The sequence below is a fragment of the Paenibacillus ferrarius genome (assembly GCF_002027705.1).
Taxonomy (GTDB): domain Bacteria; phylum Bacillota; class Bacilli; order Paenibacillales; family NBRC-103111; genus Paenibacillus_E; species Paenibacillus_E ferrarius.
Genome location: NZ_MBTG01000005.1, coordinates 127,215 through 152,279 on the forward strand (window position 1 = coordinate 127,215; position 25,065 = coordinate 152,279).

The following is a 25,065-nucleotide window of genomic DNA, read 5'->3' on the forward strand; positions in this document are numbered from 1 at the left end:
TCCTCCGTCAATCTTTACTCTCTGTTAATTTAAATTGAATAACGGCAATCAGCAGCATGATCACGCAAAATACGATCGACTGTGCGGAAGCTAGACCAAACATATCCTTTTTGAAACCCGTGACATAGATATATCGAATCATCGTATTCGTGGTGTCGCCTGGACCACCGCCAGTCATGATTTGTACTTGCCCGAATAGCTTCAAGCAAGAAATAATTTGATAGAAAACTTGTATTTTCATGACTCTCGACAAGCCTGGCAGTGTAATATGCCGAAACTGCTTCCAAGCTCCCGCGCCATCTATTTTCGCAGCTTCATAATGATCCGTAGGTATTTCTTGTAATCCTGCCAGGAACAAAACCATGACGAACCCGACTGTCCACCAATCGGTCGCAAGCGTGATTGCCCACCAGACAAAGTGTTTATCCGTAAGCCAGTGAATATCTCCGGGAAGCCCAATGACCTTCAGAAGCGCGTTAATCGGCCCATATTTGGAGTCGAACAGACGAAGCCAAATAAAGCTGATAACGGATACGGACAGCACGTAGGGCAGAAAAAACATAGAACGTATTGCCGTGCGAAACCGAATATTTTGATTAATGATAAGCGCCAAAATGAGTCCTAGCACGATGACCGTGGGTGCACAGATAAGAACAAAATAAAAGGAATGCCACACATACAAGTAAAAGTTTTGATCGGTGAAAATCTTCTTATAATTGGCGAAGCCGACATACTTCTGCATGCCCTGAATGCCCCACACATGCAAGCTCATCCAAGCTCCGCGACACACCGGCCAGAGATAAAATATGGCAAACGGAATGAGGAACGGCAGCAGATAAAGGATAGCTTTCAATTCAGTAACGAAACGTAATGAAAATGGTTTGCGGAGGATCAATGTCCTTTCGCGCTCTCTCACATTAATCTCCATGGTTATTCTCCTTGTATCTTTATACAAAGCACGGGTGAAGCTGCCGTCTTCCTAAACCGGAAGCCGCACCCGCTTCTTGCTGATCTTGCTGATTAACTTAATTCGCAATAATATCGTTGATTTGCTTCTCCATCAACTTCAGGCCTTCTTCAGGCGTTTGCTTGCTGAAAATAATATTTTGCAGCGACTCTGATACCGTCGTAATAATTGTCGTATATTTATCGGTTTTTGGCGCGAACTTCACCGTTTTTTGAGCTTCAATAAAGAAGTTGCGATACGGCAGTTTTTTGTACTCATCGCTGTTGGTAACCACGCTGTTGGCCGGTACATGTCCTGCTTGGCCCCACGTTTTTCCGCCAATTTCCGAGAAATACTTCATGAACTTCGCAGCAGCTTCTTGTTTCTCAGGCGTAACATAGGATGGAACGACGAGCAAATGAGAACTTGCCCAATGCGTCTGACTGCCAAAGATAGCCGGCAGCGGCATGGCGCCAATGTTGAGCGCTTTATCATTCAGCAAGAGTCCGGCTTCCCACACGCCGCCGAACCAGAAAGCCGCTTTCCCGCTGTGGAACGAATCCCAAGGGGTTTTGTCATTCAAATCACTGTATTTGTTGTTGTACAGATCCATATAAAATTTCAATACGTTAAGCGCTTTATCATTGTTAATAGCTGCTTTATTTAAATCCGCATTCAACAAATCGCCGCCCGCTTCATAATACAAGTTCAGGAAAGGCTCTTGGAAATAAGGGGTATTCACCGCAAGCGCCTGCACATCGGGTACTTTGGCATGAATTTGGGCCAATGTTTTCTTGAATCCATCCGGCGTAAGATCGCCCAGTTTAGGCGTTCCATCGTCGTTCAACAGCTCCGCTTTTTTCAACAAGTCCTTGTTGTAATAAAACATATGGAAATGTGTATCTAACGGCACGGCATAAGGTTTGCCATCATAAGAGACACTTTTGATATTGGAATCCGAAATCTGTTTCAAATCAAATCCGACCTTTGTCGCTAGTTGGTCGACCGGTACGATTTGCTTCGCTTTTACGAACGGAGAAATGCGGTCAACGTGAGCCACGGCCACGTCAGGCCCTTTGGAGGAAGATAGAGCTGTGCTGAGCTTCGCATAATACTCATTGGATTCTAGGCGGAGCTGCTTGACAGTCACTTCCTTTTGAGAATCATTGTAGCCTTTAATAATTTGATCTACGAAATCACCTTCGCCACCGCCAAACATATTCCAAAATGTAATTTCAACAGGACTGGTCGATTTGCTCTCTGCCGCTTTGGTTGTCTCTTTCGCTGAGGCACCCGTTGTATTGGTTGCGCTTTCTTTTGTGCTCGAGCAGCCTGAAACTACCAACGCAAGCGCAACACTTGCCGTTAGCATACTAGTTAACTTTTTTTTCATTGTCTTTACAACCCTCTCTCTTGCTGAATTATGATTTGCGAAAGCCTTTCCATAATCGTGTAAGGGCTTCCTTGGTTATTACTTTACATCGATTAGCGCTCTCCCTAAACCGATAAAAAGATTATCTTTGGGAACAAATTTAAGGTCTGTCCGAGACAAGCATGTGCCAAAAGTAGACGATCTTAAGATAAGGTGTCAAAAGTAAGATTAAGCAGATTTCAGGTTGCAAAGCATGTGGGTCCAACATACCTAGCAGCAGGACACGGGTATTCTTCTCATTGTAGTTTGTCCAATGAAATCAGCCCTCAAAGGGCTGGGTGCAAGCTTTCATTGGAATTCATGCAGTGGAAACTTCCATTAAACCTCAAAATGTCTGCTTTTTCAGATAATCCATTGGAGTTTTTCCAGTGAAACCGACTTTCAAGCTCTTCGAACTAGCTTGTATTGGAATTAATCCAGTGGAACGAGCTTTCACTTCGTCCTTTCTAATAAAAAAAGACCGTCAGGGACTAATATGTCCTGACAGTCTTTTTGTATATTTCGGTATGAATCAATTCACTTTGATATTATCAAAGCTCACACTATTGCCGAAGCCGCCGCGAACTCCAATCGTGCCGCTTGCATAAGCAGCATCATTGAAGCTGATCTTCGCTGTTGTCATATCGCCAACATATACTTTGATATTCCCGTTGTTCACAACGACCTTCATATGATACCAGGTATTCGTCGCGATCGGGGTGTTGACCAAGCTTAGCTGCGTCCAGCTGTTGTTGAAGCGTCCCAACCAGACTGAGCCCGTTGAATCAATACCCGCTCCATATCCGAGCAGGCTGTCGGCTCCCGTTGACGGATTCGTCACGTTGAAGATCAGGCTTCCCTGCCCGGCATTATTGAGCTTAATATCCCCTTCCAGCGTATAGTTGCGGCCAGACGGGTACGGCGTCAGAATCGATTTATCTGCGCTGCTCGATGTCAGATTGTACGTTCCGCTGCCCACGTTCCATGTTCCGCCAAAGCGAACCCAACCGTTATCGTTCGCAGAAAAATCGTTGGTGTACGCCGTAGTCAGTGCGCCAAATCTGATTTGCACATTGTGCCCGCCAACACTGCGGTCTACGGAATCAATAAAAGCAATTTCATTGGATGCCGTCTGATAGATGGCTCCCCATAACGTGTTGCCAAAGGCTGAGGGATCATTATTGTACCAAGTATTTCCATAATCATTGCTCATGGATATCACATTCGAATTCGAACTAAGCACGAGCCTTCCGTCCGTTAAGGAAATAAGGTAAGGTCCGCCATGCTGATTCGTCGACACTTGCGTACCAATGCCGCTTGCCCATGTCTTGCCATCACTGCTTTTTTTGTAAAATATATTGCAGTTCTGCGTGCCGCACACTTCAAAAGATACGATGTACTGGCCATTGGCCATCTTCGTCCATACAGGCATGCCAGGGCGTGCACCAGCATTGCCAGGATCCCACGCCACATAAATTTCACTTCCCCAACTTGCGCCCCCGTTGGTAGAGATTTTCTCCGAAATAATTTGACTGTACGACGGATTCTCGGTTACGTGCTTCTCATTCGCATACATGACAGCCAATGAACCGTCATCTAATAATCCCATATGCGGTTCGTAGACCCCTTTGTCCGGATTGCCGAGAGAGCCTGGCGCACCGTTTTTTTCATCGATCGTGCTCAAGTAGCTCCAGTTGCTTCCTCCGTTCGTGCTTTTGTACACTTTCAGTTGGTACGACTCTTGCCAGCGAACAGAACGCATCGCAAGTAAAATATCGCCATTCGGCAGTTGGGCGAACTGGCCGTTATCCAAGTCCCGTCCATCCTCCCAAAGTGTGGCCGCTAAGCTCCATGTCCGGCAGTTGTCCGTACTGCGAAACACCTGCTGACGCGTACCTCCCCATGACACTTTGGTGTAGCCATTGTTATCATAGATCGCCGCGACAGCAAGCCAGTCGCCATTAGCTAGTTTGATCATCCGCGGATATTCCGAGCCAAACGTACCAGGACTAATGCCCCTAGCATCCGTGCCACCATCGGTAAATGTGTTGATGTTCGTCACCGTTACTGTAGAACCCCAAGTAATCGGACCATTGGCGGCGAAGGCAGGAACTGCACCAATCATAATCATGAGACATACCATTGCTAACAAGGCAGTTAAACTCTTTTTAAACATTCAAATTCCCTCCTAATGAACAAAATGTGTCCTACAAACTTGCTCCATTCAGCGGCCTCTGATCGTGTCCCTCCTTCTGGCAGAGATAAATGTAAGGGCTTACTTTTTATATTGTAACGACCCTTCTTCCGTACCAAAACCTATAATCTGCACACATTTGGTGAACATTGTTACGATTTCCAGCCCCTTCAGTGCTTACTTTTGCAACTAGGTGGACAATTTTACGATCCTTACACAATGTTAAGGAAGACTTTGGATACAGAACACAAAGAAGAGCTCGACCTAATAATTAGGCCAAGCTCCCTATTGATGATATTCTCTCACTTCCAGTTGGACGCCCAGTTACACGGCCCCAATCTTAGGCCATGCCAGTTCGATGCCGCTGGCCGTAAGCAAATTTTGAAGTTCTGCTAGCTTCGCAGCGTCAGCGCGAACCTCGCTGGGGGTCATGCCTTGGTTCAAACAGAAAGCAGCCGTATAACCTGCCGACTCCCCGATATTCCATTCCACCGGATGAAGCCTGTAGCAGCCATTGGTAATATGCGTGGTTCCTATATTTTTGCAGGCAGCCAGCAAGTTCGTAACCTGTTTGGGAATCAGACTCCCTAATGGAATTTGAAAAGGCAACGAAGAGATATCGAGGAAATTCCGTCCCCTCATACTCGGATGCAAATCGATCCGGTAACATCCAATACCTACGCTGTCCGGGAACTCTTCAGCCCCTTGAGCGCCTCGTATCGCTGCGCTTACATGCTGTTCCAATACCGTGAATTCCGCTTTAATCCTGCGTGATTCGCGAATATACGGTGCCTGGGCCATGCCATCGACGGTCCCGACGACGTCCGGACGCAGCCTCAGTCCTGGATAACCAACTCCGCCGTCAGGCCGTGGAGCTTCCGTCTGCAGCCAGTACAACACAGAAAAGCTCAGTTGCTTGGCTTGATGCAGATGCTTCTCGGCTAGGTGCTCAGGCACATCGTAGATATTGCCAAGAAAGTAATCGTTCTGGGCCCAGTTGACTAACGAAATATCCGACGGGTATGTCCCGGCTGTGAAATTCGCTCGATCCGCAATCCGGCGATAAATAAACAAAGGATATTTATCCGTACCGGGAAAAAGCGTTTCTTCTGTCGGTTCCAACGTCTTAGGATCAGGCGATACCCAATTCAACTGGGGATTCGGCCAGAACGGTGCTTGAAAAGAACGCCAGAACTCGTAATCTACAGGTTTATCTATGACATGATTCTCGCCTTCGAAGTAATCCATCGCAAAACAGTAAGTAAAAGCCTGTATATCATGAGGATCAGCAGGCCCCTCCAAAGCATGGGGCTCATTTGTTTCTGATTTCGATTCTGCTCCGGTTACGTATTCGACTTCCGCAAGCGGCAATACATCCCCGCACTCCGTTGCATCAAGAAAATAAGGCGCGTGGACAGTCAGCTTCTCTCCGTTTTCGCTTTTGACAGTAACCGCTTGAATCTCGTTTCCATGTCTATGTGCTTTAATGACTTTAGTACGTGTATGGATGGTGAGTTTCCCGCTGTTAACGAACGGCGCGAGCATCTGCTGCAATACGGCATGCGTGACGCGCGGTTCGGCGCACAGCCGGCTTACCCCACCGTTGCCAGGATTCAAATAGTACGCCGATCGCCCATATTCCGATAACGGATAGTGCTGACGGTAGTATTCTCTGACCTCGTCGCGGAACTTGCGATAGCTTCGCGTACAGCCGAACTGCTCAATCCATTTATGCTCATCTGGCGGCACCGCCTGACTCGTCAACTGACCGCCAATCCAGTCATATTCATCGGTCATGTATACGTTTTTCCCCATCCTACAGGCGGCAAGTGCGGCTGCGCACCCTCCTACCCCTCCACCTATAATGGAAATATCTGTGTGCAGATCTCTTGACATATTCTTCATAAGTTACTCCCTCCTTAATCCATATTTGTTTAATTAAACCTATTCAAATAGACGTAAGAAGTCTTCTTAAAGTTGCAAACCGGACTATCAATATCATTTCACCATTAATTTCCCTTGACTTTCCCCAACACTTAAATTAAGATTTCAACTCATATAACTCCAATTGTTTAAGCTCCTACACACGAGGTGAAATCAGAATGGCGAACGTGACATTTATGAATGTGAACAAAACGTTTGTGTCGAAGGAAAGTACTGTCCAAGCACTGCGCAATGTGAATTTGGAATTAAAACAGGATGAGTTTGTAGCCATCATTGGTCCAAGCGGCTGTGGCAAAAGCACAATGTTGAAAATTGCCGCTGGACTGGACGTCAAATATGAAGGTTCTGTCCTCCTAGACGGTCAACCGGTAACCAAGCCAAGCATCGAAAAAGGATTCATCTTTCAAGAACATCGACTATTCCCTTGGTTAACGGTAGAGAAGAATATAGCAGCCAATCTGTCTTTAAAAGATCCGGCCGTCCGGCAGCAAGTAAATAAAGTGATTGAATTAGTCAAGTTGTCCGGTTTCGAGAAGGCTTTCCCCAAACAGCTCTCAGGCGGAATGTCCCAACGGGTGGCAATTGCGCGCGCACTCATGCATCAGCCGCAGCTTCTTCTACTGGATGAGCCCTTTGGAGCTCTCGATGCCTTTACCCGGAACCATATGCAGGAAGCACTGCTGGACATTTGGCGCGAGCACCGGATGACGATGCTGCTTGTCACTCACGATATTGACGAAGCCATCTTTTTGGCCGATCGCATTGTCGTCATGGAGGCCAAACCCGGAACAATTAAGGAAATTATTCCGATTGAGCTGCAGCATCCTCGTACTCGCGTGTCCACCTCTTTCATGGATTATCGCAAACGCGTGCTGTACGCACTAGGCGGACATGAAGAGATGGAACCCGCTTACTCCATTTAAACCATACCGATTCGCCCCTGAGGCGGATCTTTTTTATTTTTCGAGCGAATGAATTTCGGTTAATAAATATTTCAAAAATACTTGGTGCGTTCTTGGGAAGTTCTGCTTCTTGGATCGTACGCAGCCAAAAGTTACGATATTGCTCTCATCGCTCACCAAAGGAATGGCTACAATTTCACCACTCGTTATAAGCGGATCCTTTTTAATGCTAAATTCAATGAAAATACCGATGGCTGCCCCCTCGGCGATCGTTCGCTTCAGCACCTCTTGATTGTTGGATGTAAAAATAATGTTGACCGGGCCATATTTCTCTTTAAATTGCTCCATGTAACGCTTTGAAAAACTCCCGTTTATGCTGACGAACGGTTGTGTAAGCAATTCTTTCCGGGTAACGCTGGTTTTGGAGGCGAGCCATGAATGCTTGCTTACGCAAACGACCACCCTCGATTCGAACATCTTCGTTAGCCACAATTCTTCCGTAACTTTAGGCTCATGATTCAAATAAATCAAACCCATGTCCGTTTTGTTTTGCTTAATGTCCTCGATAATATCAATGGAATCTTTCTCCGTTATTTCTAAGCGAACATAGGGATAGTAATTTTTGAAAGAAACAATGGACTTCGGTAATACGGCCATGAAATTCGGGCTCACAGACAAGCGGACTTCGCCATCGATGTGGTCATTCTGCATGAGCACGGCATCCCTGACATCTTGAATTTTCAGCAGAGCCTCATTCGCTTTCTCAATGATGATTCTCCCTCGGTCGGTAGGCATCGTTCCTATTCGCGTGCGTTCAAACAGCTCAAATCCAATTTCACTCTCCAGCCTCGCCAATGATTTACTAATCCCAGCCTGAGAAACATGCATGATTTCAGCGGTAGCAGATATCGATCCTGTCCTGGCAATATTAACAATATATTCTAGTTGCTCAATATTCATATCCAAACCCCTTTTAGCTATAACCTGAAGTTATCTTATCATAACACATAGTTAATATACTTGTTTACTCGGATATAGTAAACTTTAACTACTTCAAGATTAGAAAGGGAGATTCCTTATGAAATTATCCAAAATTGCCGTTCCCGCTTTGACACTAAGTCTTTTACTTGTTTTGTCCGCATGCGGCAGCAAGCCAAGCCCTACTGCATCCAGCAGCACTGCGCCAAGCCCTAGCTCAAGTTCACCGGCTTCGCAAAAAGAAGTTGTCGTGAACATCGGTGTTCAGCACGCCGTGGCTCCGCTAGTTCTAGCACAGCAAAAGAAATGGTTCGAAGAGGAATTTGCCAAACATAACGCAAAAGTAAACTGGCTCGAGGTGCAAGGCGGACCGCCCCAATTTGACGCCATCCTTACGAATCGCCTTGATTTGGCTGTAACGGGCAATACACCTGTTATTACTGCGCAAATGGCAGACATCCCGTTCAAAGAAATTGCCGTTGGCAGCACAGGTTCCAAAAACAATGCCTTGCTCGTTCAAAAAGGCAGCGCAATTAAAAGCGTGGAACAATTAAAAGGCAAAAAAATCGCCGTTGCCAAAGCAACCAGCGGCTACGATATGTTGTTCCGATTGATCGATAAGGCGGGCTTGAAGCCTGGAGATATTCAAACTATTCAGCTTACTGCCGACGATGCGAAAGCGGCATTCATCAGTGGTTCCGTTGATGCTTGGGCCATTGGAGAGCCTTACCTGTCTACTTCCGTGGTCAACGACGGGGCTACCGTATTAGCTGACGGCTCTAACATTAACTACATTAGCCCAGCTTTCCATGTGGCCCGTACCAAATTCGCTGAAGAGCATCCCGAGCTAGTTACAGCCTATTTAAAAGTACTGGAGAAAACCTTGCAGTGGCAAAATCAGAACTTCGATGAAGCTGTGAAAATTTACTCTGAAGGAACAAAACTCAATGCAGACGTCGTCAAATCTGTCATCAAAAATGTCAGCTTCGCAACTTTGCCGGTTTCTGATGATTTCGTAAAAGGCCAGCAAGAACTCGCTCAATTCCTACTCAATGAAAAAGCGATCAACAAACTGGTTGACCCCTCCAAAGTCGTTGATAACACTTACATAAAACAAGCTTTGGAAGATATCAAAAACAACAAATAATCCATAAGGCAGGGTGACCCTACATCATGAATACAGTAACTCTTCCTATTCAGGAGCTGAGAGAGCTTGGCAGACAAGTCCTCCTCAAACACGGAGCCACGAAGCGTGAAGCGGAAATCGTAACCGAAGACTATTTGGAAGCCCATCTAAGAGGCCGCTCCTCTCATGGCATTACCTTCTTCAGAAATGCTGTCGAGTCCTTCGAGGACAAGGGCACCTATCAAGTTGGTCCTTTCGACGGAGCTTACATGCATATCATCGGCAATCGGGACATTGGGCATATCGTTGCCCGTGAAGCCATTGATCTGGCTATCCCCTTCCTAACAGACCGCAAAATGATTACGATTGGACTAACCGATATTACCCGTTTTAATTGTTCAGGCACGATTGCCAGATATGGCGCCGAGCAAGGTGCGATCACACTCGTATTCGCTTATGGCGGGACAAGCGTAATGACTCCCCCGGGAGGAACAGCTGTTGCCGTGAACAACACGCCAATTGGTATAGCTTTTCCGCATACGGATCCATTATTTGTTCTGGATATGGCCACTTCCGAGCGTGCTTGGGGTCATGTGACATTAGCCAAATACAATGAGGAGCCCATCCCTGACACATGGGGTGTCGACCAACAAGGGTTGCCTACAACCAACCCTGCTGAAGTTAAATATTTGTCTCCTTTTGGCGGCTACAAAGGCTTTGGACTTGCGTTGGCATTTGAAATGCTAAGCGGCGCACTTGTTAATGTTCCTATTGGCTCCAAAGGACCCGGTAAGGGCAGAGGCGCGTTGATCCAGCTCATCGATCCTACCGCCTTCGGTCACACCGTGGAATCTTTCCGAGAACAAATCACTGGATTTTTGAGCGAGATTAACAACATCCCAACACTCGATCCAGACAAGTCCATCACTTATCCAGGCCAAGCCTCCGAGCAGCGCTACCGTGAGAGTCTGGCGTCCGGCGTTATTACCGTCCATCAAACTGTTATTGAGTATCTTAACAATCAACTTCGAGATGAGTAACATCAGCCTACTACTTCAGAGGACCTTCTTATGAAAACTCGCGAGAATTATAAGAAATATATGTATGGCCTCATTTTGCCTGTCATCATTTTGACCGTCTGGCAATTGGTCGGATCGCTGCACTTGGTGCCTCCCCAATTGCTTCCTACTCCCATCGCAATTATCGAAGCCTTCATCGGCTTAACGAGAGATGGTGTTTTATTCGATAACCTCTCTGTTAGTATGTATCGCGCCGTTATAGGCTTTATCATTGGCGGCGGTCTGGGTCTGCTATCAGGGCTGCTTGTAGGGTTTTTCCGCAAAACGGAGTACACCTTGGACCCCACTTTACAAATGATTAGAACTGTGCCTCATTTGGCTATCATGCCTCTATTCATTCTATGGTTCGGCTTCGGCGAATTTTCGAAAGTTTTATTAATTGCAAAAGGCGCCTTTTTCCCTCTCTATCTCAACACCTTTCTAGGTATACGAGGCATTGATTCCAAGCTGTTCGAGGTTACCCGTGTGCTCGAATTCAGTCGATTCAAGCAGATTACCAAGCTGATCTTGCCTTCCGCGATGCCCAACATTCTGCTTGGTCTGCGACTTTCGCTTGGTATGGCTTGGCTGAGCCTGATTGTCGCAGAATTGATGGGAGCCAACTCCGGCGTAGGCTACATGATCTCGGATGCGAGACAATTCGCCCAAACCGATGTTGTCTTCGTCGGAATCGTCATATTTGCTCTAGTGGGCAAGCTGACAGATTCCCTTGTCCGCAAGCTCGAGGATCGGCTGCTTCGCTGGAGAGATAATTATGATGGCGTGGATAGTAAGTAAGGCAACATGAGTTTCAGCTGATTATTAGGCCTCCCACCCAAAGCCGATTCCACTGGAGTTATTCCAGTGGAATTTGGGTCGGTGCCTCTAGGAAGACGGCTTCTTGCCTTTCACTGGATATTCTCCAGTCAAAGTTGCATTTCCACCTCCCAAAACCGATTCCACTGGAGTTATTCCAGTGGAATTTGGATTTGAGGCCTCTAGGAGGACTGTTTCTTGCCTTTCACTGGATAATCTCCAGTCAAAGTAGCATTTCCACCTCTCAAAACCGATTCCACTGGAGTTATTCCAGTGGAATTACGCAACAAGGTTGGGGTACCAGTTATATAGCTCCTGCTGATCGCGTGGATATTATCAACTGAACCTGGTTTTGCAGTACTCTACCCAGAAGTGAGGCTGTCACATAAGCCAAATTTAGTAGGTAAGCGTCGATCGATGATGGGGTTGATTACTTTCATGTGGAATGAAGGGGCTTCCAGATCAGATCAGTTCTCACCCGAGTGTAAAAGCCTGCAAAAATACAGGAATTTCCGAGCGAATTCGGTTAAAAAGTGGAAATGCCTGCAATTGTGCAGGTATTTTTGTCTTTTTCGGCCGCTCATCCAGAAAAAGCCTCAAAAGCCTGCACAAATGCAGGCTTTTGATAGTTAAGGCTACTCCAAGAGCAAAAAAGATGCATAATTGCAGGTTTACAGAAAGCAGCTGGAGCTAAACAGAGAAAGTAGGCGGCTCATCAAGAGATTATCAGAACCCATAGCAGCTATAGTGAAATAGATCCGAACGCCATATTCATACGCATGAAAGAAGATCACACGCAGAACGGCCAGAACAGCCAGTTTGTGTCAGGTATCATGTACAATTCCGAGCTGCCAGTAATCGAATAGTAAAAGTAAGTTTGGTATAGGCACGATCGAGCCTCTCCGAATCCCAATCAAAAAAGCAAAAAAGCTGTCCCTCAAGTAGGTTTATCTACTTATGGGACAGCCCCTTATTCGTGGCAGTAGCGAACCTAGCCTAGCCTGCTGCTAGGTTCGCTAACTATAGCTTTATTTCCTTACCTACTTGGATCAAGCACGAACAATTAGCACGCCTACCTTGCTAATAGATTCAAAACAGCAGCTGCCTTATTCTTAGTGCCTATACGAGCACGAGCCTCCTTAATTATACACCTTGAATTCATAGGCCGAAGCACTTCCGCCACTGTAACTGGAGCCCGTTACGGTAATTCTGACATATCTGCAAGCAGCTGAAAACGCATCGGTGGTCAACCCTTGCGTCGTATTACTCGTCCTGTCAAGAATTGTCGTATAGGTGACATCGTCATTGCTGCCTTCTATTTTGTACTGGTATGACCTAGGATAGGTTGTGCTGTTGTACCAGTAGCTTTCAAGCTTCGAAATCGCCATACTGCTGCCAAGATCGACTTTCCACCACTGCGGATACGTGTTAGTCACAGCTGCCCAGCGAGTAGAAGAAGTGTTGCCGTCATTGGCATTGCTAACGTCATTCCCTGTTTGTACGGAGCTTGCCGTAGCTGTCTTCCCTTGGGATACAATGCCCGTTGGGGTTGTCGCACTTACCAATGAACTCCATATGCTCGAGCCGGAGCTATTGCGGGCCCTTACCCCATACGTATGGGTTGAGCCTGCAGTAAGTCCAGTATGTGAATAAGGACTGCTTACGTTAGTTGCCATCACGCCGTCAATCAGAAGATCATAGCCCGCAGCGCCTGTTGAGGCATTCCAACTGACGTTGATCTGGGACACGTTGACGGCAGTGGCGGTCAAACCAGTCGGGACAGACGGTAGGTTCGGGTTTGCCGCTGCTGGGGTGATCGTCATGACTTGCGGATTGCCTGCGCCTGCGCCAAATTTCATGCCTCGAATCGCCGCTTGACCGGAAGTAAACTCTACGGCAAGTGCGCTTGCCCGATTGACCAGTCGATAGGCCGTTACTCCACTTAAACTCGTGTTCGTTGCAGCCGCAATCGCAGAGGCCGAAGAAGATGGCGTGAGGTAGGCTGGTGTTGCATTCCCAACAGGCAAAAGATACCATTGGTCACTGCCGCTTGCAGTTCCGTTGCCGCCATTTCCACTTGGGTTGGCATTGGCATCCGCTGCGCCGGAAATAACAGTTGCCCCCATCGCCCGTGTTGCTGCCGCTGTTGATCCAGCTACCTTCAGATATTTCCCTGTGGATGTGTTCTGCAATCGGTAGAAACCGCTATTTTGGGAACCATCAAATTCATCAGGAACCGGAACAAATTGCCATTGATTCGCTGCGCCATCCTGAAGAGAGTTTCCACCTATTGAGATAGTATAAGCTGCGGACGGCGAAATTGCCGTTCCGTTTTGGTCCTTCGGCGGATTGTAGGCCGAATAGTACGTCTGCCCAGCGCCAGGAGCAGCGGTAGAATAATTTTTCTGTGATCCCGATAAATCGGAGATCGTTCTAAAGGAGTAACCGCTGACTTGTTGATTCGTCAAACTGCCTGTGTCGATTTGCGACAAATAGCTGCCTACTGTAGCTGGAAGTTTGCCAACGACTTTAAACGTATCCGGAGCGCCTAAATCATCCGTCTCGTAAATGTACCCGTCATAACCTACGGATCGGTACTTGCCACTATATGCATTATAGGAAAAGGCATTCTCATATTGCGTATTGACCGGAAGGAACAACCTTTGTGTCGCCGTATTTTTGAAAACCGGGGTGCTGCCGCCTTGTTTAACTGACGTCAAATAGCCAGTCGCGTTGTTTTCTTGGCTGATCCAGATCTGACTGTTTTGGATGTAGACGGTAATCGTAGCATCCAGTGCCGGATCAGAGTAAGAGACGGATGGAATACTTGTGCCGCTGGCATTTTTTAGCGTACCGCTGACCGTATTCGCTGTGTATGTGCTGCCTGCGGGATCTTTGAAGATGAAATCTCCACTGCTTGGCACCTTCGTGTAGCCGATGTTCAGGGATGAGCCATCCATTCCTGTTCCGGTTAAGGTAAGACTATCCGTGACCGGCGTGTAGTTTACGCTCAGATTATGATCGCTGCCAGCCCCCATAGGGCTGCCGATCCAACCTGCATTCCCTTTAAGTGCGGATCGGGACCATGTCCCGTTATACCAAACATCCCATGAACCTTCGGCCATCTTGGCGCTGATTGGAGAACGGGCAAGACTAAAGTAGGTGAGTATGTTGCTATAACCAGGTTTCCAATTAATGTGATTGTTGTAAAGCGCATAGAAATAACCGTTTGCATTATCGACAAAAAGCCTTGTGCCGGCAACCCCATACGACCAAGTGGTACCTGGGAAATTCGTATTCGTCGCTGCTTCATTGCTGTCATTCCATGGTGAAGTGGCCACCTGCCCAATCAACTGCCAGGTAGCTCCTTTATCTGTTGAGTAGGTAGCCAGAACACGATTGTTATGAACACCTGTGGCAATTCGCTCATTGGTAGTCGGATTGTTCGTTGCAAAAGGAGAAAATTGATATTCGTCATTGGTTAATGCATACCAGTAACCTGTATCAGGATCAATCCAGACGCCGATTCCATCGTTGTGGTCATCCTGGTAGGGAGTTGGAATACCGTAGGTTTGATCAAGCTTATAATTGAATGTTCCAGGCCTATTCCAGTAAGAATTGTAGACGGTTGCCGCGCCCCAGTTCGTGTTGAGTGTACCCAAGTCCTTATTGATATTGAACTTGATCCAAGATCCGCCGTTATCCGCCTGCTCGTAGTTGGCTACCGAATACATCCAGTGAAACTCTCCTTCCTTGTCGACGAATGCAGAGCCGGCAATATCAGCGGTTCCTGTCGTGAGGCTTGGGACCGTTGCTTGTTGTACATAAGTCGGAAATTTCTCTGCTGCTGCCGAAGCTGTCTGTAGCCCGCCCAATGCTTGCCCGGTGAGGAATGTCAGAATAGCAAGTGATCCTGTCCATTTCGCTCTCTTTGTAATACGCATACGATTACCTCCATGTTTTGTATTTGTTGAAATCCCTCCACCTACCTTGTTCTCTACCTACAAACTCACCCCCCTTCCATGGATTCGTCTATAAATACGTATAGTTTTTATTGATAATCAGCGCATTCACTCGCCACTGAGAGCCTTTGAACGTGCTGAATCGGATTCTCACATATCCGTCCTTCCTCTGCGTTACTGGCAGCATTTCCGTTGCAAATTGGCCAGACTTCAACATTCCCTCAGGTTTCCAAGCGCTCTGCCCTACAATCTCAACTGCCGTGTAGGACGTTTCCTCTTGATCTCCTGTTATGAAAAGCAAATCGTACCTCCCCTTCGGCAGCTCTACCATTAACGTCGCATCACGTTTTCCACCGATAAAATCCCTGCGCAGCTCGTCAGGCTCTCCACGGTCTTCCGCAACAAGACCTTCCACGCTTTCCCATCCGATACCTGAATACGGTTTGAACAACGTCTCAAGTGTTATTGGGCGAAAAGTTTGACCAAGGACACCTTCCGTATGCACCTGTCTTGGCAGCACTTTGTCATAATTTTTAGCTAGCATATCCGACATCAAGCCAAAATCGAACCGGTAGACAGCCAGTCTCGATTCACGGGAATTGCCGGCATAATAGTCGAATGTGAAATGGTCGAGCGTCCTGAAATGCTGTGTATCCTGGTTTTTGCCTAGGAATACGCGCCGATGTGTATGGGCTTCATGAACAAGTGGATACGCCCTTTGCACGGGGGTGGGATTAGGTTTGAACTGAAAAAACTCCGGCAGTACCGATTCTGTATGGGGATAAATCGCGTATTCCCCGTTTTTCTCGGTATCAAACGACATACATCCATTCTCCTGAACATAATTCACTTGGCTCCAGGAATGGCCGGTCTTCTTGGCAACTAACACAGTTTGACTGCAATGAAACGGGTTGCGAATTACAGCCTTTGAACCTGCCTTGCTTCGGATATAGACCCAAGTTGTGCCGCCATTCTTCAACTCAGCACTAATCTCGAAAGCACCTACAGCCAGCAAACCTTGAAACGAACAATCGCTCCATTTCTCATATGTCTTTACTTTGTTCTTCACCTCATGCTCGTACAGCCCAATCGAACGTTCCTGCTCAGATTCACCTGACGGAAGCGCCGGAAATACATGGATCACGCCATCATAGCTTTGCAGCAGCATTTCGTTTACCGCAGCGACCATTTCTCCGGAAGCTTCCATCATGCATGGATGGTACAACGGTTCATTCGTGATGTTGCAGTAGTTCATCCAGCGTTCCGTTTCTTCTGCAAACAAGCCATTGCATCTGAGCGATAGGTCTATGCCTTGCTCATACAACAGTCTAATCGCGGTGTTGCCCTTCCCCAGTCTTGAGGCGGCACAGGAAAGCCAACCGAATTGAAACATCCCGAATTCCGTCTCATTCGCAGCATAACGAAGCGTATTCTCTGCCCTTTGCCTCCATAAGGGATCACTATATTTATCAATTTCTCCAATCGGATAAATCGGCATAAGCAGCGAAGGATGCCGCAAATGCAAGTCGGCAGGCGCCCATTCCGAATCCAGCAGGATTTCACCGTATCGTTTGGACATTGCGGTTGGATATGCTGCCAAGTTTTTCACGATTTGCATCCATTTGCGCTGATCAGCCTCCGCTTCGCCAAGCCGTTGGCCCGCTTCTATGGCTATCTTGAACAAATATTTAATGGAGCCAAGGCTGCAAGTGGAGTTACGAGTCAAAGGCCCCTGTTCCGGTGAAATATCCGGGAATACATCATATCGTCCTGTTTCAGCATTTACCTGCAAATAGCCTTCGAAAAATGTTGCGATCTGCTTAAACAGCGGATAAGCCTTCTCCCGTAAGAACTCAAGGTCCATACTGTAGCGATAATAGTCCCAAAGGAATTGCGCGCACCAAGGCCAAATGCTTACATACAACGCATGCGGATAATCCCCTCCAATGCCATCCAAACCATGAAATTGCTTCGACATTTGCTCGGCAAGCTGAACGTAGGAGAGCAGCCCCTCATTGAACACTTCCGCAGTTTCAAGGTAATTAGCCGTATAAAGCGGCCAAAATGCAGCTTGAATATTAACGTCCCAATACCACATGCTGCCCCACTTGGTTGGCTGTTTAATATCCCACAAGCCGTTCAATCCGCACGCTTGCTCGCGCATTGTTCCGCCTTGACCACTGCAGCAGGCGATTGCGTATAAATTGATGTACCAAAGCTCTTCAAGCATTGCATCCGGCAAGGTGATGGAGGAACGAGACCAGAAGCTTTTCCAATGGGCTTGATGATGCGCAACCATGTTATTGACATGCGTGAAGGGCCTATTCAATCTCATCAAAGCGGTATGAAGCAGTTCCTTGGTTTCCTCCTCCGTCACCACGGTTGTAAGCAGCGTCATGTGCGCATCCGTATCCTGGAGGGCAATTTGAAGGCGATCATTGGAATCGGCAACCATGCTTCCTTTGGCTCCGATGATCCTCATCATCACAATGAACGAAAACGGATCGTATTGCTCCTTATCTTCACCATCAGGATAGAAGGCTCCTTGGTAATAAAACGTCATGTCATCCAATTGATGATACGCCACCTGCATATCTACATATCTACCTATGGGAACAGACATCGCTACTGCTTGCAACAAGGACGCATTGGTCTGATTAATTTCCGTAATGACATAATCGCCATCTTGGGCAATCAACGTGCTCACGGCAAGCTGATCCTTCCCTTTTTCCACACGCAACTGGACAATGGCTTTTTCAATATCCAGCTCTAGGGAATAATCATCTGGTTCTGTGAGCTGCTCCGAAGGAAATAGGTGAATTTCGCCAGTTGGATAATGGGAGGCTCCGCCGGAGGATTTGCCATATTTCCTGTACATACTGCTTGTGGATAACACGTCGCCATATAGAAATATAGGGTTTTGCTCGGGATTACGGTACCGCTCTACCGCCAACTTCCTCAATTCGTCTAACGTTCGTCCATATTGAAGCGAGAAATGACCGTCTTCCCCATTCCGATACTTCTTGCTGTAACGATGAAGCTTCTGATAATAAACTTCATAATGATTGAGCGCTAGCGTCAGCTTGTTATCCTCGAAATATGCCATGCCCCCAAAATGTCCATTTCCGAGCGGCAAAGCCTCATTCCAACTGCTCGGAGCATTCTCGAATGTAACACCTCGCATAGGTATCTCTCCTTATTCCTTAATAGCCCCAATCAACACGCCTTGGACAAAATACTTCTGAAGGAACGGATACAGACAAATGATAGGCAGCGTCGAGACCATAATCGCCGCATACTTAATCGTTTCTCCGAAGGCATATTTGTCGTCGCCCCCGCCTGCCATCATCGAATCCGTATTGTTCGAGATCAGAATTTCACGGAGCACAAGCTGGAGAGGATAGGCTTCACGATTCCGCAAATAAACTAGCGCATTAAAATAGGAATTCCAATGCCCTACTGCATACCACAAAATCATGACGGCCATAACTGGCATTGAAAGGGGAATGACGATGCGAAATAGTATTTTCCAATCGCCTGCGCCATCCATTCTGGCTGATTCCTCCAAGCTGACTGGGATCCCTTGAAAGGAAGTACGCATGATAATCATATTGAACGTATTGATCGCACCTGGAATGAGAATAGCCCACATCGTATTCATCATACCGAGGTTGTTCACGAGCAGATAACTCGGAATGAGTCCACCGTGGAACACCATTGTCACAACGATAACGAACATAATGATATTTTTAAAATAAAGATTCGGCCTGGATAATACATAAGCACCTATAGCTGTCATGAACAGGTTGATTGTTGTGCCCAGCACGACGTAGACAAGTGTATTTTGATACCCTTTCATGATCATCGGGTTCTCAAACACGGCTTTGTAGGCACCGAGATTAAAGCCTGCCGGTCTGAGCATTAGCCCACGATGCTGCAGCAATGACGTCGCATCACTTATCGAAGCGAGTGCCACGTACAAGAACGGGTAAAGGGTTATCGCGCAAAGGACAAGCATCAACAGCATATTGAAGTAGCCAAATGTTCGCTCTCCACGGGTTAGTTTCATGTGCAAATCTCCTTACCACAGTTTTTTCTCGCTGATCCGTTTGACAAAGCTATTGGCCGCTACGATCAGAACAAAGCTGATCACCGAGTTGAATAGCCCAACAGCTGCTGTGAAGCTGTAGCTTGCCTCTAATACCCCTTTACGATAAACATAAGTTGAAATAACGTCCGCAGTTCCGTAAGTAAGCGGATTGTACAGCAGCAGAACCTTTTCACTGCCGACCGTCAGCATATTGCCCATTTGCAAGATAAACAAGATAACGATTGTTGGCATAATGCCTGGAATCGTAATATGCAGCGTTTGCTTCCAGCGGTTTGCGCCATCCATTCGAGCCGCCTCATACAGCGTCGGATCGATGGTCGCCATCGCAGCCAAATAAACAATCGAGCCCCAGCCGATGCCTTGCCATATGCCAGACGAAACGAATAGAAAACGGAACCAGCCTTCCTTTTGCAAAAAGTCAATCGGTTCGATATGAAAGGTACCCAGGATTTGATTAATGAGACCATTACGGCTTAAGAAATCAATCATCATCCCAGCCACAACCACGATCGATATGAAATGCGGCAAATAGGAGATGGACTGTACGACCCGTTTAAACACGCTCTGGCGAATTTCATTAAGCAGCAGCGCGAGAATAATAGCGGCTGGGAAGCCAAACAGCAGATCGTAGAGGTTGATCAAAATCGTATTTTTGATTAATCGCCAGAAGTAAATACCATTAAAAAAGCTTTGGAAATGTTTAAATCCGACCCATGAACTGCCCAGAATTCCTTTCGCTGGCGAGAAATCCTTAAAAGCAATTTGCAATCCGTACATCGGTCCATAATGGAAAATAAGGTAATACGCAATAACGGGAATAGCCATCACATAAATGGACCAATGCCGTTTCATATCAGCTCGTATGGTTTGCAGGACTGTCGGATTGCGATAAGTTTGCGTTGTCGTCACGGCATGTTCAGCTATATTATTTGCAGTACTTTGCCTCATATTCTCCCTAGCCTCTCTCTCTAGTTTCAAAAAGAAATCAGGGGATAAACCTGATTCATCCCCTGATTCAACTCTTTCTTAACGCTTATTGAAACGTTCGAGTGCTCCCTGCTGGATTTTAATCGCTTCGTCGATTCCCATTCCCTGAATCTTTTTCACATACAGATCAAAGTTGTCGAGTGGTTCAACGCCCATGATAAACTTCAAGAGCATCTCATCTTGATAGGTCTGGATGTCGGTCACAATGGAAGCGAATTTACTGCTTTCATCCTGCGTCGGAGATACAAGCGGGATTTTACGCTCAGCCGTTGGCTTCGACCAGATTTCCAAAGCTTTCTTCTGCTGCGGCAAAGCAAGATATTGCATTTGGAAATTGTCGCTTAGGACAAAAGGAGCACTCCATGTTGCGCGATTGTATTTGGCAATGGATTGTTGGATGCTGGTTCCTGCTGGAGGATTTAAAATTTCTGGCAGGAAGGTCGCTTTACCGTTCTCCATTTTGTAGCTAACGCCTTCTACCCCATAGTTGAACAGCAGGTCGCCTTTTTCCCCATACGCATAATCAAGCCATTTTACCGTTTCGATCGGGTTTTTGTTGGCTGCCGAGATCGCTGCTCCAACACCGTTATAAGCAAAATCCTTTTGTCCCCAAATCGCTTTGTCGCCAGCCTTCAAGACAGGGTACGGAGCAGCTTCCAGATCGAATTTAGGCTCCTTATCCTTCATAAGGCCAGCAAATTTGCCAATCCCTCCTCCATTGAATGAAGCCGTTGCACCCACGAGATCGGTGGTCATTTTGTTATCGAATAATTTATCGTTAGGCGCTGCAAAATCCTTATCCAGCAAGCCTTCCTTGTACCATTTATTCATGGTTGCGAGGAATTCTTTGTATTCAGGCTGAATCGGGCCGTATTTCACCTTGCCTCCATCTTGATAGAAGCTGTAGTTGATGCCCCAAGCTCCGAGGAAAGGCGCATCGGTTGCAAACAGATTTTTGTCCAAATAAATAGGAATCTCATCCGCTTTGCCGTTGCCATTGGGATCCTTTTCTTTAAAAGCTTTCAATACCGTGTACCATTCGTCGATAGTTGTCGGCATCTTCAACCCCAGCTTATCCAGCCAATCCTGGCGAATGGATGGACCGAAGAATACCCTGACCTTGTCATCACCGCGCAGGAAGGGGAACGCATAGATGCTTCCTTCATCCGTTGAAATTTGCTTCTTCCAGTCTGGATGTGCCGCAAGCAGCTTCGTAAGGTTCGGTGCATACTTGTCGATAAGATCATTAAGCTTAATGATTTTCTTATCTAAAATCGCCTTCTCCGGTCCGCCAGGGTACCGAATAACCGCGCCGCTTGTCGCTCCCCAACTTGCTTCAATGACATCCGGAAGTTCGTTGGTAGCAATCATTAAGTTGAATTGCTCTTGCGCTTGGGGAACCTCGAGCGGAGGATGCTGGAATTCAACCTTCACCCCGGTTGCTTTCTCAAGCTCCTTGTACATGCCCATTTCAGCATACGTTTTCATTTGAGATGAGGCTGCTGAGTGATTCGGTACCCAATACGTTAATTTCGTCAATTTGGGCGGCTGTGCGTCATTGCTTGACTGCGGCGCTGCCGATGAACTACTGCTTCCCGGATTATCGCCGCAAGCGGTTACCGAAATCGCCAGCGCAGATATCAATACAACAGAGCCTGCTTGCTTCAAACTTCTCTTCATGTTTCTTGCCTCCCTTTATATGAGTAACCCAATTTGGCACCGATGACTGTCATCCAGCACCTGTTCCCAAGTATGCTTATCTCGCGCCGGCATGCCTACTGCCTAGTTCTCATTTCCGTTGTATTTTACTAAGAAATCCAGGCAAGAAGAGAAATAATCAGTCCGTATTAGAAATCGTCAGTAGCCGCTGCGAATTAAGAAAAACGGCTTCGCCGCCCTGAGAGATCAGCCTCTTCGTAGCGACAAAAACCCGTTAAGGGAACTAGAGGACGCTATATAGGCAAATAGCAGGGATGCTGAGGTATTAGCGGAACTACAGGGTCTTATTTTCACGAAAACCGCTGAATTTGCCTTGAAACAGCAAAATAGCGGACTGTAGTTCCCTAACCCCCGCGATATGGATACTTTTGGCTAGAATAGCGGACTGTAGTTCCCTCCCTCTCGCACAAGGCGGCTGGAGTAACTCCGCGTTCACTCCAAAACATATAAACTCTTATATTTAAATAAAGCAGCCCCAAGAGGCTGCTTTCACTTATCTGCGCCGGTAATTTCCGGCAGCATAGTCTCCCGGTATTTGCCCGGCGTTACACCCTCGAGCTTCTTGAACGCTCGGATGAAAACGACATCATTATTGTAGCCGATCTTCTTGGCGATCTGTACGATCGTCAATTCTTTGTTTTCCATTAACTGCTTCGCTTGTTGAATCCGTTTATGTGTAATGTAATCCAGCAAGTTTTGCCCTTGGTGCTTTTTGAAAAACGTGGAGAGATATTGCGGTGTCATCTGAATACGTTCAGCAATTTGGGCAACACCAAGATTGGAGTCATCTAAGTTGTCATGGACTATGCAAACGATCTCCTGAAGTCTCTGAACACTGTGGTCGGATCGTTCCAAATTAAACGAGCGGGTCAGCGTCTCGTAAAACTCTTTTGTCTTGGTATACATCCCTTGCGCAGTTGGATAACTGAACACTTCCTTGATGGGATCGAAACCCGCGCCAAGCACCTCATCTTGATTGGTATTGGTGGAATTAATAATTTTCAAGAGCGTGCTTGTCACATTGAAAAATAGGCATCGGCCCAGCTCTGGCGTGATATGGCTGGAATCGAAGTTCATCGAATAAATTTTGTCCAACAGCTTTTCCACGTTCTCCGTATCCCCGCCGCGAACAAAGTTAATGAGCTGTATCTCAACTTCAAGCGGATAATAATAGTGCTGCTTCACTTCGAGGATATCTTGGAAATGAATCGTCGTATGTTTCCCTAGAATCAACCTATATTCAAGGGCTGCCAGTGCTTCGGGATAAGAATCGCGAATGGCTTTAGGCCCCGAATGAATCCCGCCTACGGCGATCGTCATGCCGATTTGGAATCTTTGCGAGATGATTCTGAAGAGCGAGTCAGCGATTTCCCGGATATCCGATTCGGCGAATTTCTCCCGATTGGCTGTCAAGTTAATGAGAAGTGCAATGCGATCTCGGTCGAGTTCCACGGAAAACCCTTTATGGTTGGCTGCAATCAGATCCGTACCAATATTCGAAATAATGAACCTTGCATGTGCCCATTGCTGTTCATCTTCTTCCACTAAGGCATAGCCATCCTCAATTTTGACAATTAGGACTGCAAAGCAATCGCTTATGAATGTCAAATTCATAAACTGCAGGGATTCTCCATTTTCAATCGATATGTCCACATCCATGCGACCATTCAGAAGACGTGACAAGTAGTTGGCTCGGATAAACGGGATTTGCTGCGTTAAGGCCGTGCGCAGGTTCTTCTCTTCATGAATGGAGCCTTCCATCGTTTGCCGGATAAACTCGTATTCATTCGAGGAAGGACGTTTGATCATTTCTTTTCCGCGCATAATGGCGTTTACCGTTTTCTGCAGAGGCTTATACGTGCGGTAGGCGCCGATACTGACAGCCACTAAACCGCAAATCAAGCAGAGGATGAACAGGCCGATTGACCAGCTTTGAATTTGATTAACCTGCTGCATAAAAACATCGTTGGGCATGATCGATACATATTTCCAGCCTGCTTTTTGGGAAGATGTGACGGAAACGACTTGATCCACACTCCCGAGCCGGTAATCGAACGGACCTGATCTACCTTGAATGCGCCCTAACAAATCGGAAGGAAAGGGGGCTTCGCTGTTGCTCATAATGGTATTGCCTGCGTTGTCAATAATATAAACGGAGCTATGGCTGGCTGACTCCAGCTGCGCGAACAATTGCTTAACTTGGTCGACGTCAATCAATACTGTGAAATTGCCGAGATTTTGGGATTGTGAATGAATGGGAAGTGTTTGTATATAAGTGATAACATCCTTCGGTGCCTGATCTGCCCCGCTGGATAGGGACGCTACCGGCAGGTAAGACATGTTATGCTCCTTATCCATCAACTGGCGCCATCCCTCATAGGCCATATTCTTATAGGCGTAATAGATCGAGTAAAAGGTCCGCGAGTCCGTTACCACATCCGATTTCACAATCGTATCGCTGCTTGCGAAATATACGTAGTAATCGAGGATAAAATTGCTGGTCATGCTGTGATACTTACTCATCTTGTCCCGCATGAATTGGATAAACTCATATTTGTCAGAATCATTCGAGTTGGCCGGGATTCGCAGCATATAATCCAGCTTCGGATCAAATACAACCTGCCGCATCAGCGTATCCACTTCCGACAATTTGTTATCGAGGGATAGTTTCAACTGCTCCAGCATGGCCGCATTGGACTTTGTCGTGCTTCGCTCAAGGCTTTGTTCTACTTTTGCGTACAGAAAAAGCCCCATTGCAAGCGGTATCAAAAGAATAAATAAATTGGAGGCGATTATCGTCGAAAGTGCACTTTTGCGACTGCCGACAAGGCGTAAAATAAAAGGCATTTTCAAAAAAAGATCACCTTCCCTTCCGCGTAATCGAATTTACTAGAAATTGTATCTTCTCTTC

General features: G+C 46.8%; 15 protein-coding genes. 4 read left to right on the forward strand and 11 right to left on the reverse strand.

The genetic code is table 11. The features are described 5' to 3' along the window. Positions 1 to 7 precede the first annotated feature (7 nt). The 4 genes from BC351_RS06995 to BC351_RS07010 all read right to left on the reverse strand — a co-directional run bounded on the left by BC351_RS06995 (position 8) and on the right by BC351_RS07010 (position 6,447). Positions 8 to 928 (reverse strand): carbohydrate ABC transporter permease, encoded by a 921-nt coding sequence (locus BC351_RS06995; RefSeq protein WP_079410046.1) that lies wholly within the window; start codon positions 926 to 928, stop codon positions 8 to 10. 97 nt (positions 929 to 1,025) lie between these two features. Further along, complete coding sequence (locus tag BC351_RS07000; RefSeq protein ID WP_079410048.1) at positions 1,026 to 2,339, reverse strand: ABC transporter substrate-binding protein; 1,314 nt, start codon at positions 2,337 to 2,339, stop codon at positions 1,026 to 1,028. 550 nt (positions 2,340 to 2,889) lie between these two features. Beyond that, entirely contained in the window at positions 2,890 to 4,533 is a 1,644-nt protein-coding gene (locus BC351_RS07005; protein ID WP_079410050.1) for a 3-keto-alpha-glucoside-1,2-lyase-like domain-containing protein, read from the reverse strand. Between the two features lie 342 nt (positions 4,534 to 4,875). Further along, entirely contained in the window at positions 4,876 to 6,447 is a 1,572-nt protein-coding gene (locus BC351_RS07010) for an FAD-dependent oxidoreductase (RefSeq protein WP_079410222.1), read from the reverse strand. 206 nt (positions 6,448 to 6,653) lie between these two features. Here BC351_RS07010 and BC351_RS07015 point away from each other — a divergent pair, with 206 nt between their 5' ends. Continuing rightward, positions 6,654 to 7,418 carry an ABC transporter ATP-binding protein gene (locus BC351_RS07015; RefSeq protein ID WP_079410054.1) on the forward strand — a complete coding sequence of 255 codons (765 nt, stop codon included), beginning with the start codon at positions 6,654 to 6,656 and terminating at the stop codon, positions 7,416 to 7,418. 33 nt (positions 7,419 to 7,451) lie between these two features. Here BC351_RS07015 and BC351_RS07020 read toward each other — a convergent pair whose 3' ends face one another. Beyond that, complete coding sequence (locus BC351_RS07020; protein WP_079410058.1) at positions 7,452 to 8,357, reverse strand: LysR family transcriptional regulator; 906 nt, start codon at positions 8,355 to 8,357, stop codon at positions 7,452 to 7,454. Between the two features lie 118 nt (positions 8,358 to 8,475). Here BC351_RS07020 and BC351_RS07025 point away from each other — a divergent pair, with 118 nt between their 5' ends. Genes BC351_RS07025 through BC351_RS07035 form a run of 3 tightly spaced genes read left to right on the forward strand, consistent with a single transcriptional unit; the run spans position 8,476 to position 11,357 of the window. Then, entirely contained in the window at positions 8,476 to 9,522 is a 1,047-nt protein-coding gene (locus BC351_RS07025; protein ID WP_079410061.1) for an aliphatic sulfonate ABC transporter substrate-binding protein, read from the forward strand. A gap of 26 nt (positions 9,523 to 9,548) precedes the next feature. Beyond that, entirely contained in the window at positions 9,549 to 10,541 is a 993-nt protein-coding gene (locus tag BC351_RS07030) for an Ldh family oxidoreductase (RefSeq protein WP_079410065.1), read from the forward strand. A 30-nt stretch (positions 10,542 to 10,571) separates the two neighbouring features. After that, entirely contained in the window at positions 10,572 to 11,357 is a 786-nt protein-coding gene (locus tag BC351_RS07035; protein WP_079410069.1) for an ABC transporter permease, read from the forward strand. Between the two features lie 1,157 nt (positions 11,358 to 12,514). Here BC351_RS07035 and BC351_RS07040 read toward each other — a convergent pair. The 6 genes from BC351_RS07040 to BC351_RS07065 form a co-directional block, all read right to left on the reverse strand. Then, positions 12,515 to 15,319, reverse strand: a complete 2,805-nt coding sequence (locus BC351_RS07040; protein ID WP_079410073.1) for a discoidin domain-containing protein — start codon at positions 15,317 to 15,319, stop codon at positions 12,515 to 12,517. 88 nt (positions 15,320 to 15,407) lie between these two features. Continuing rightward, positions 15,408 to 18,521 carry a glycosyl hydrolase family 95 catalytic domain-containing protein gene (locus tag BC351_RS07045; protein ID WP_079410078.1) on the reverse strand — a complete coding sequence of 1,038 codons (3,114 nt, stop codon included), beginning with the start codon at positions 18,519 to 18,521 and terminating at the stop codon, positions 15,408 to 15,410. 12 nt (positions 18,522 to 18,533) lie between these two features. Further along, positions 18,534 to 19,406 carry a carbohydrate ABC transporter permease gene (locus BC351_RS07050; protein ID WP_079410081.1) on the reverse strand — a complete coding sequence of 291 codons (873 nt, stop codon included), beginning with the start codon at positions 19,404 to 19,406 and terminating at the stop codon, positions 18,534 to 18,536. A gap of 12 nt (positions 19,407 to 19,418) precedes the next feature. Further along, positions 19,419 to 20,300, reverse strand: a complete 882-nt coding sequence (locus tag BC351_RS07055; RefSeq protein ID WP_244208911.1) for an ABC transporter permease — start codon at positions 20,298 to 20,300, stop codon at positions 19,419 to 19,421. A gap of 174 nt (positions 20,301 to 20,474) precedes the next feature. Then, on the reverse strand, positions 20,475 to 22,115 hold the full coding sequence (locus BC351_RS07060; RefSeq protein ID WP_079410087.1) for a type 2 periplasmic-binding domain-containing protein: 1,641 nt from the start codon (positions 22,113 to 22,115) through the stop codon (positions 20,475 to 20,477). A gap of 528 nt (positions 22,116 to 22,643) precedes the next feature. Continuing rightward, positions 22,644 to 25,001 (reverse strand): helix-turn-helix domain-containing protein, encoded by a 2,358-nt coding sequence (locus BC351_RS07065; protein WP_079410224.1) that lies wholly within the window; start codon positions 24,999 to 25,001, stop codon positions 22,644 to 22,646. Positions 25,002 to 25,065: the final 64 nt, after the last annotated feature.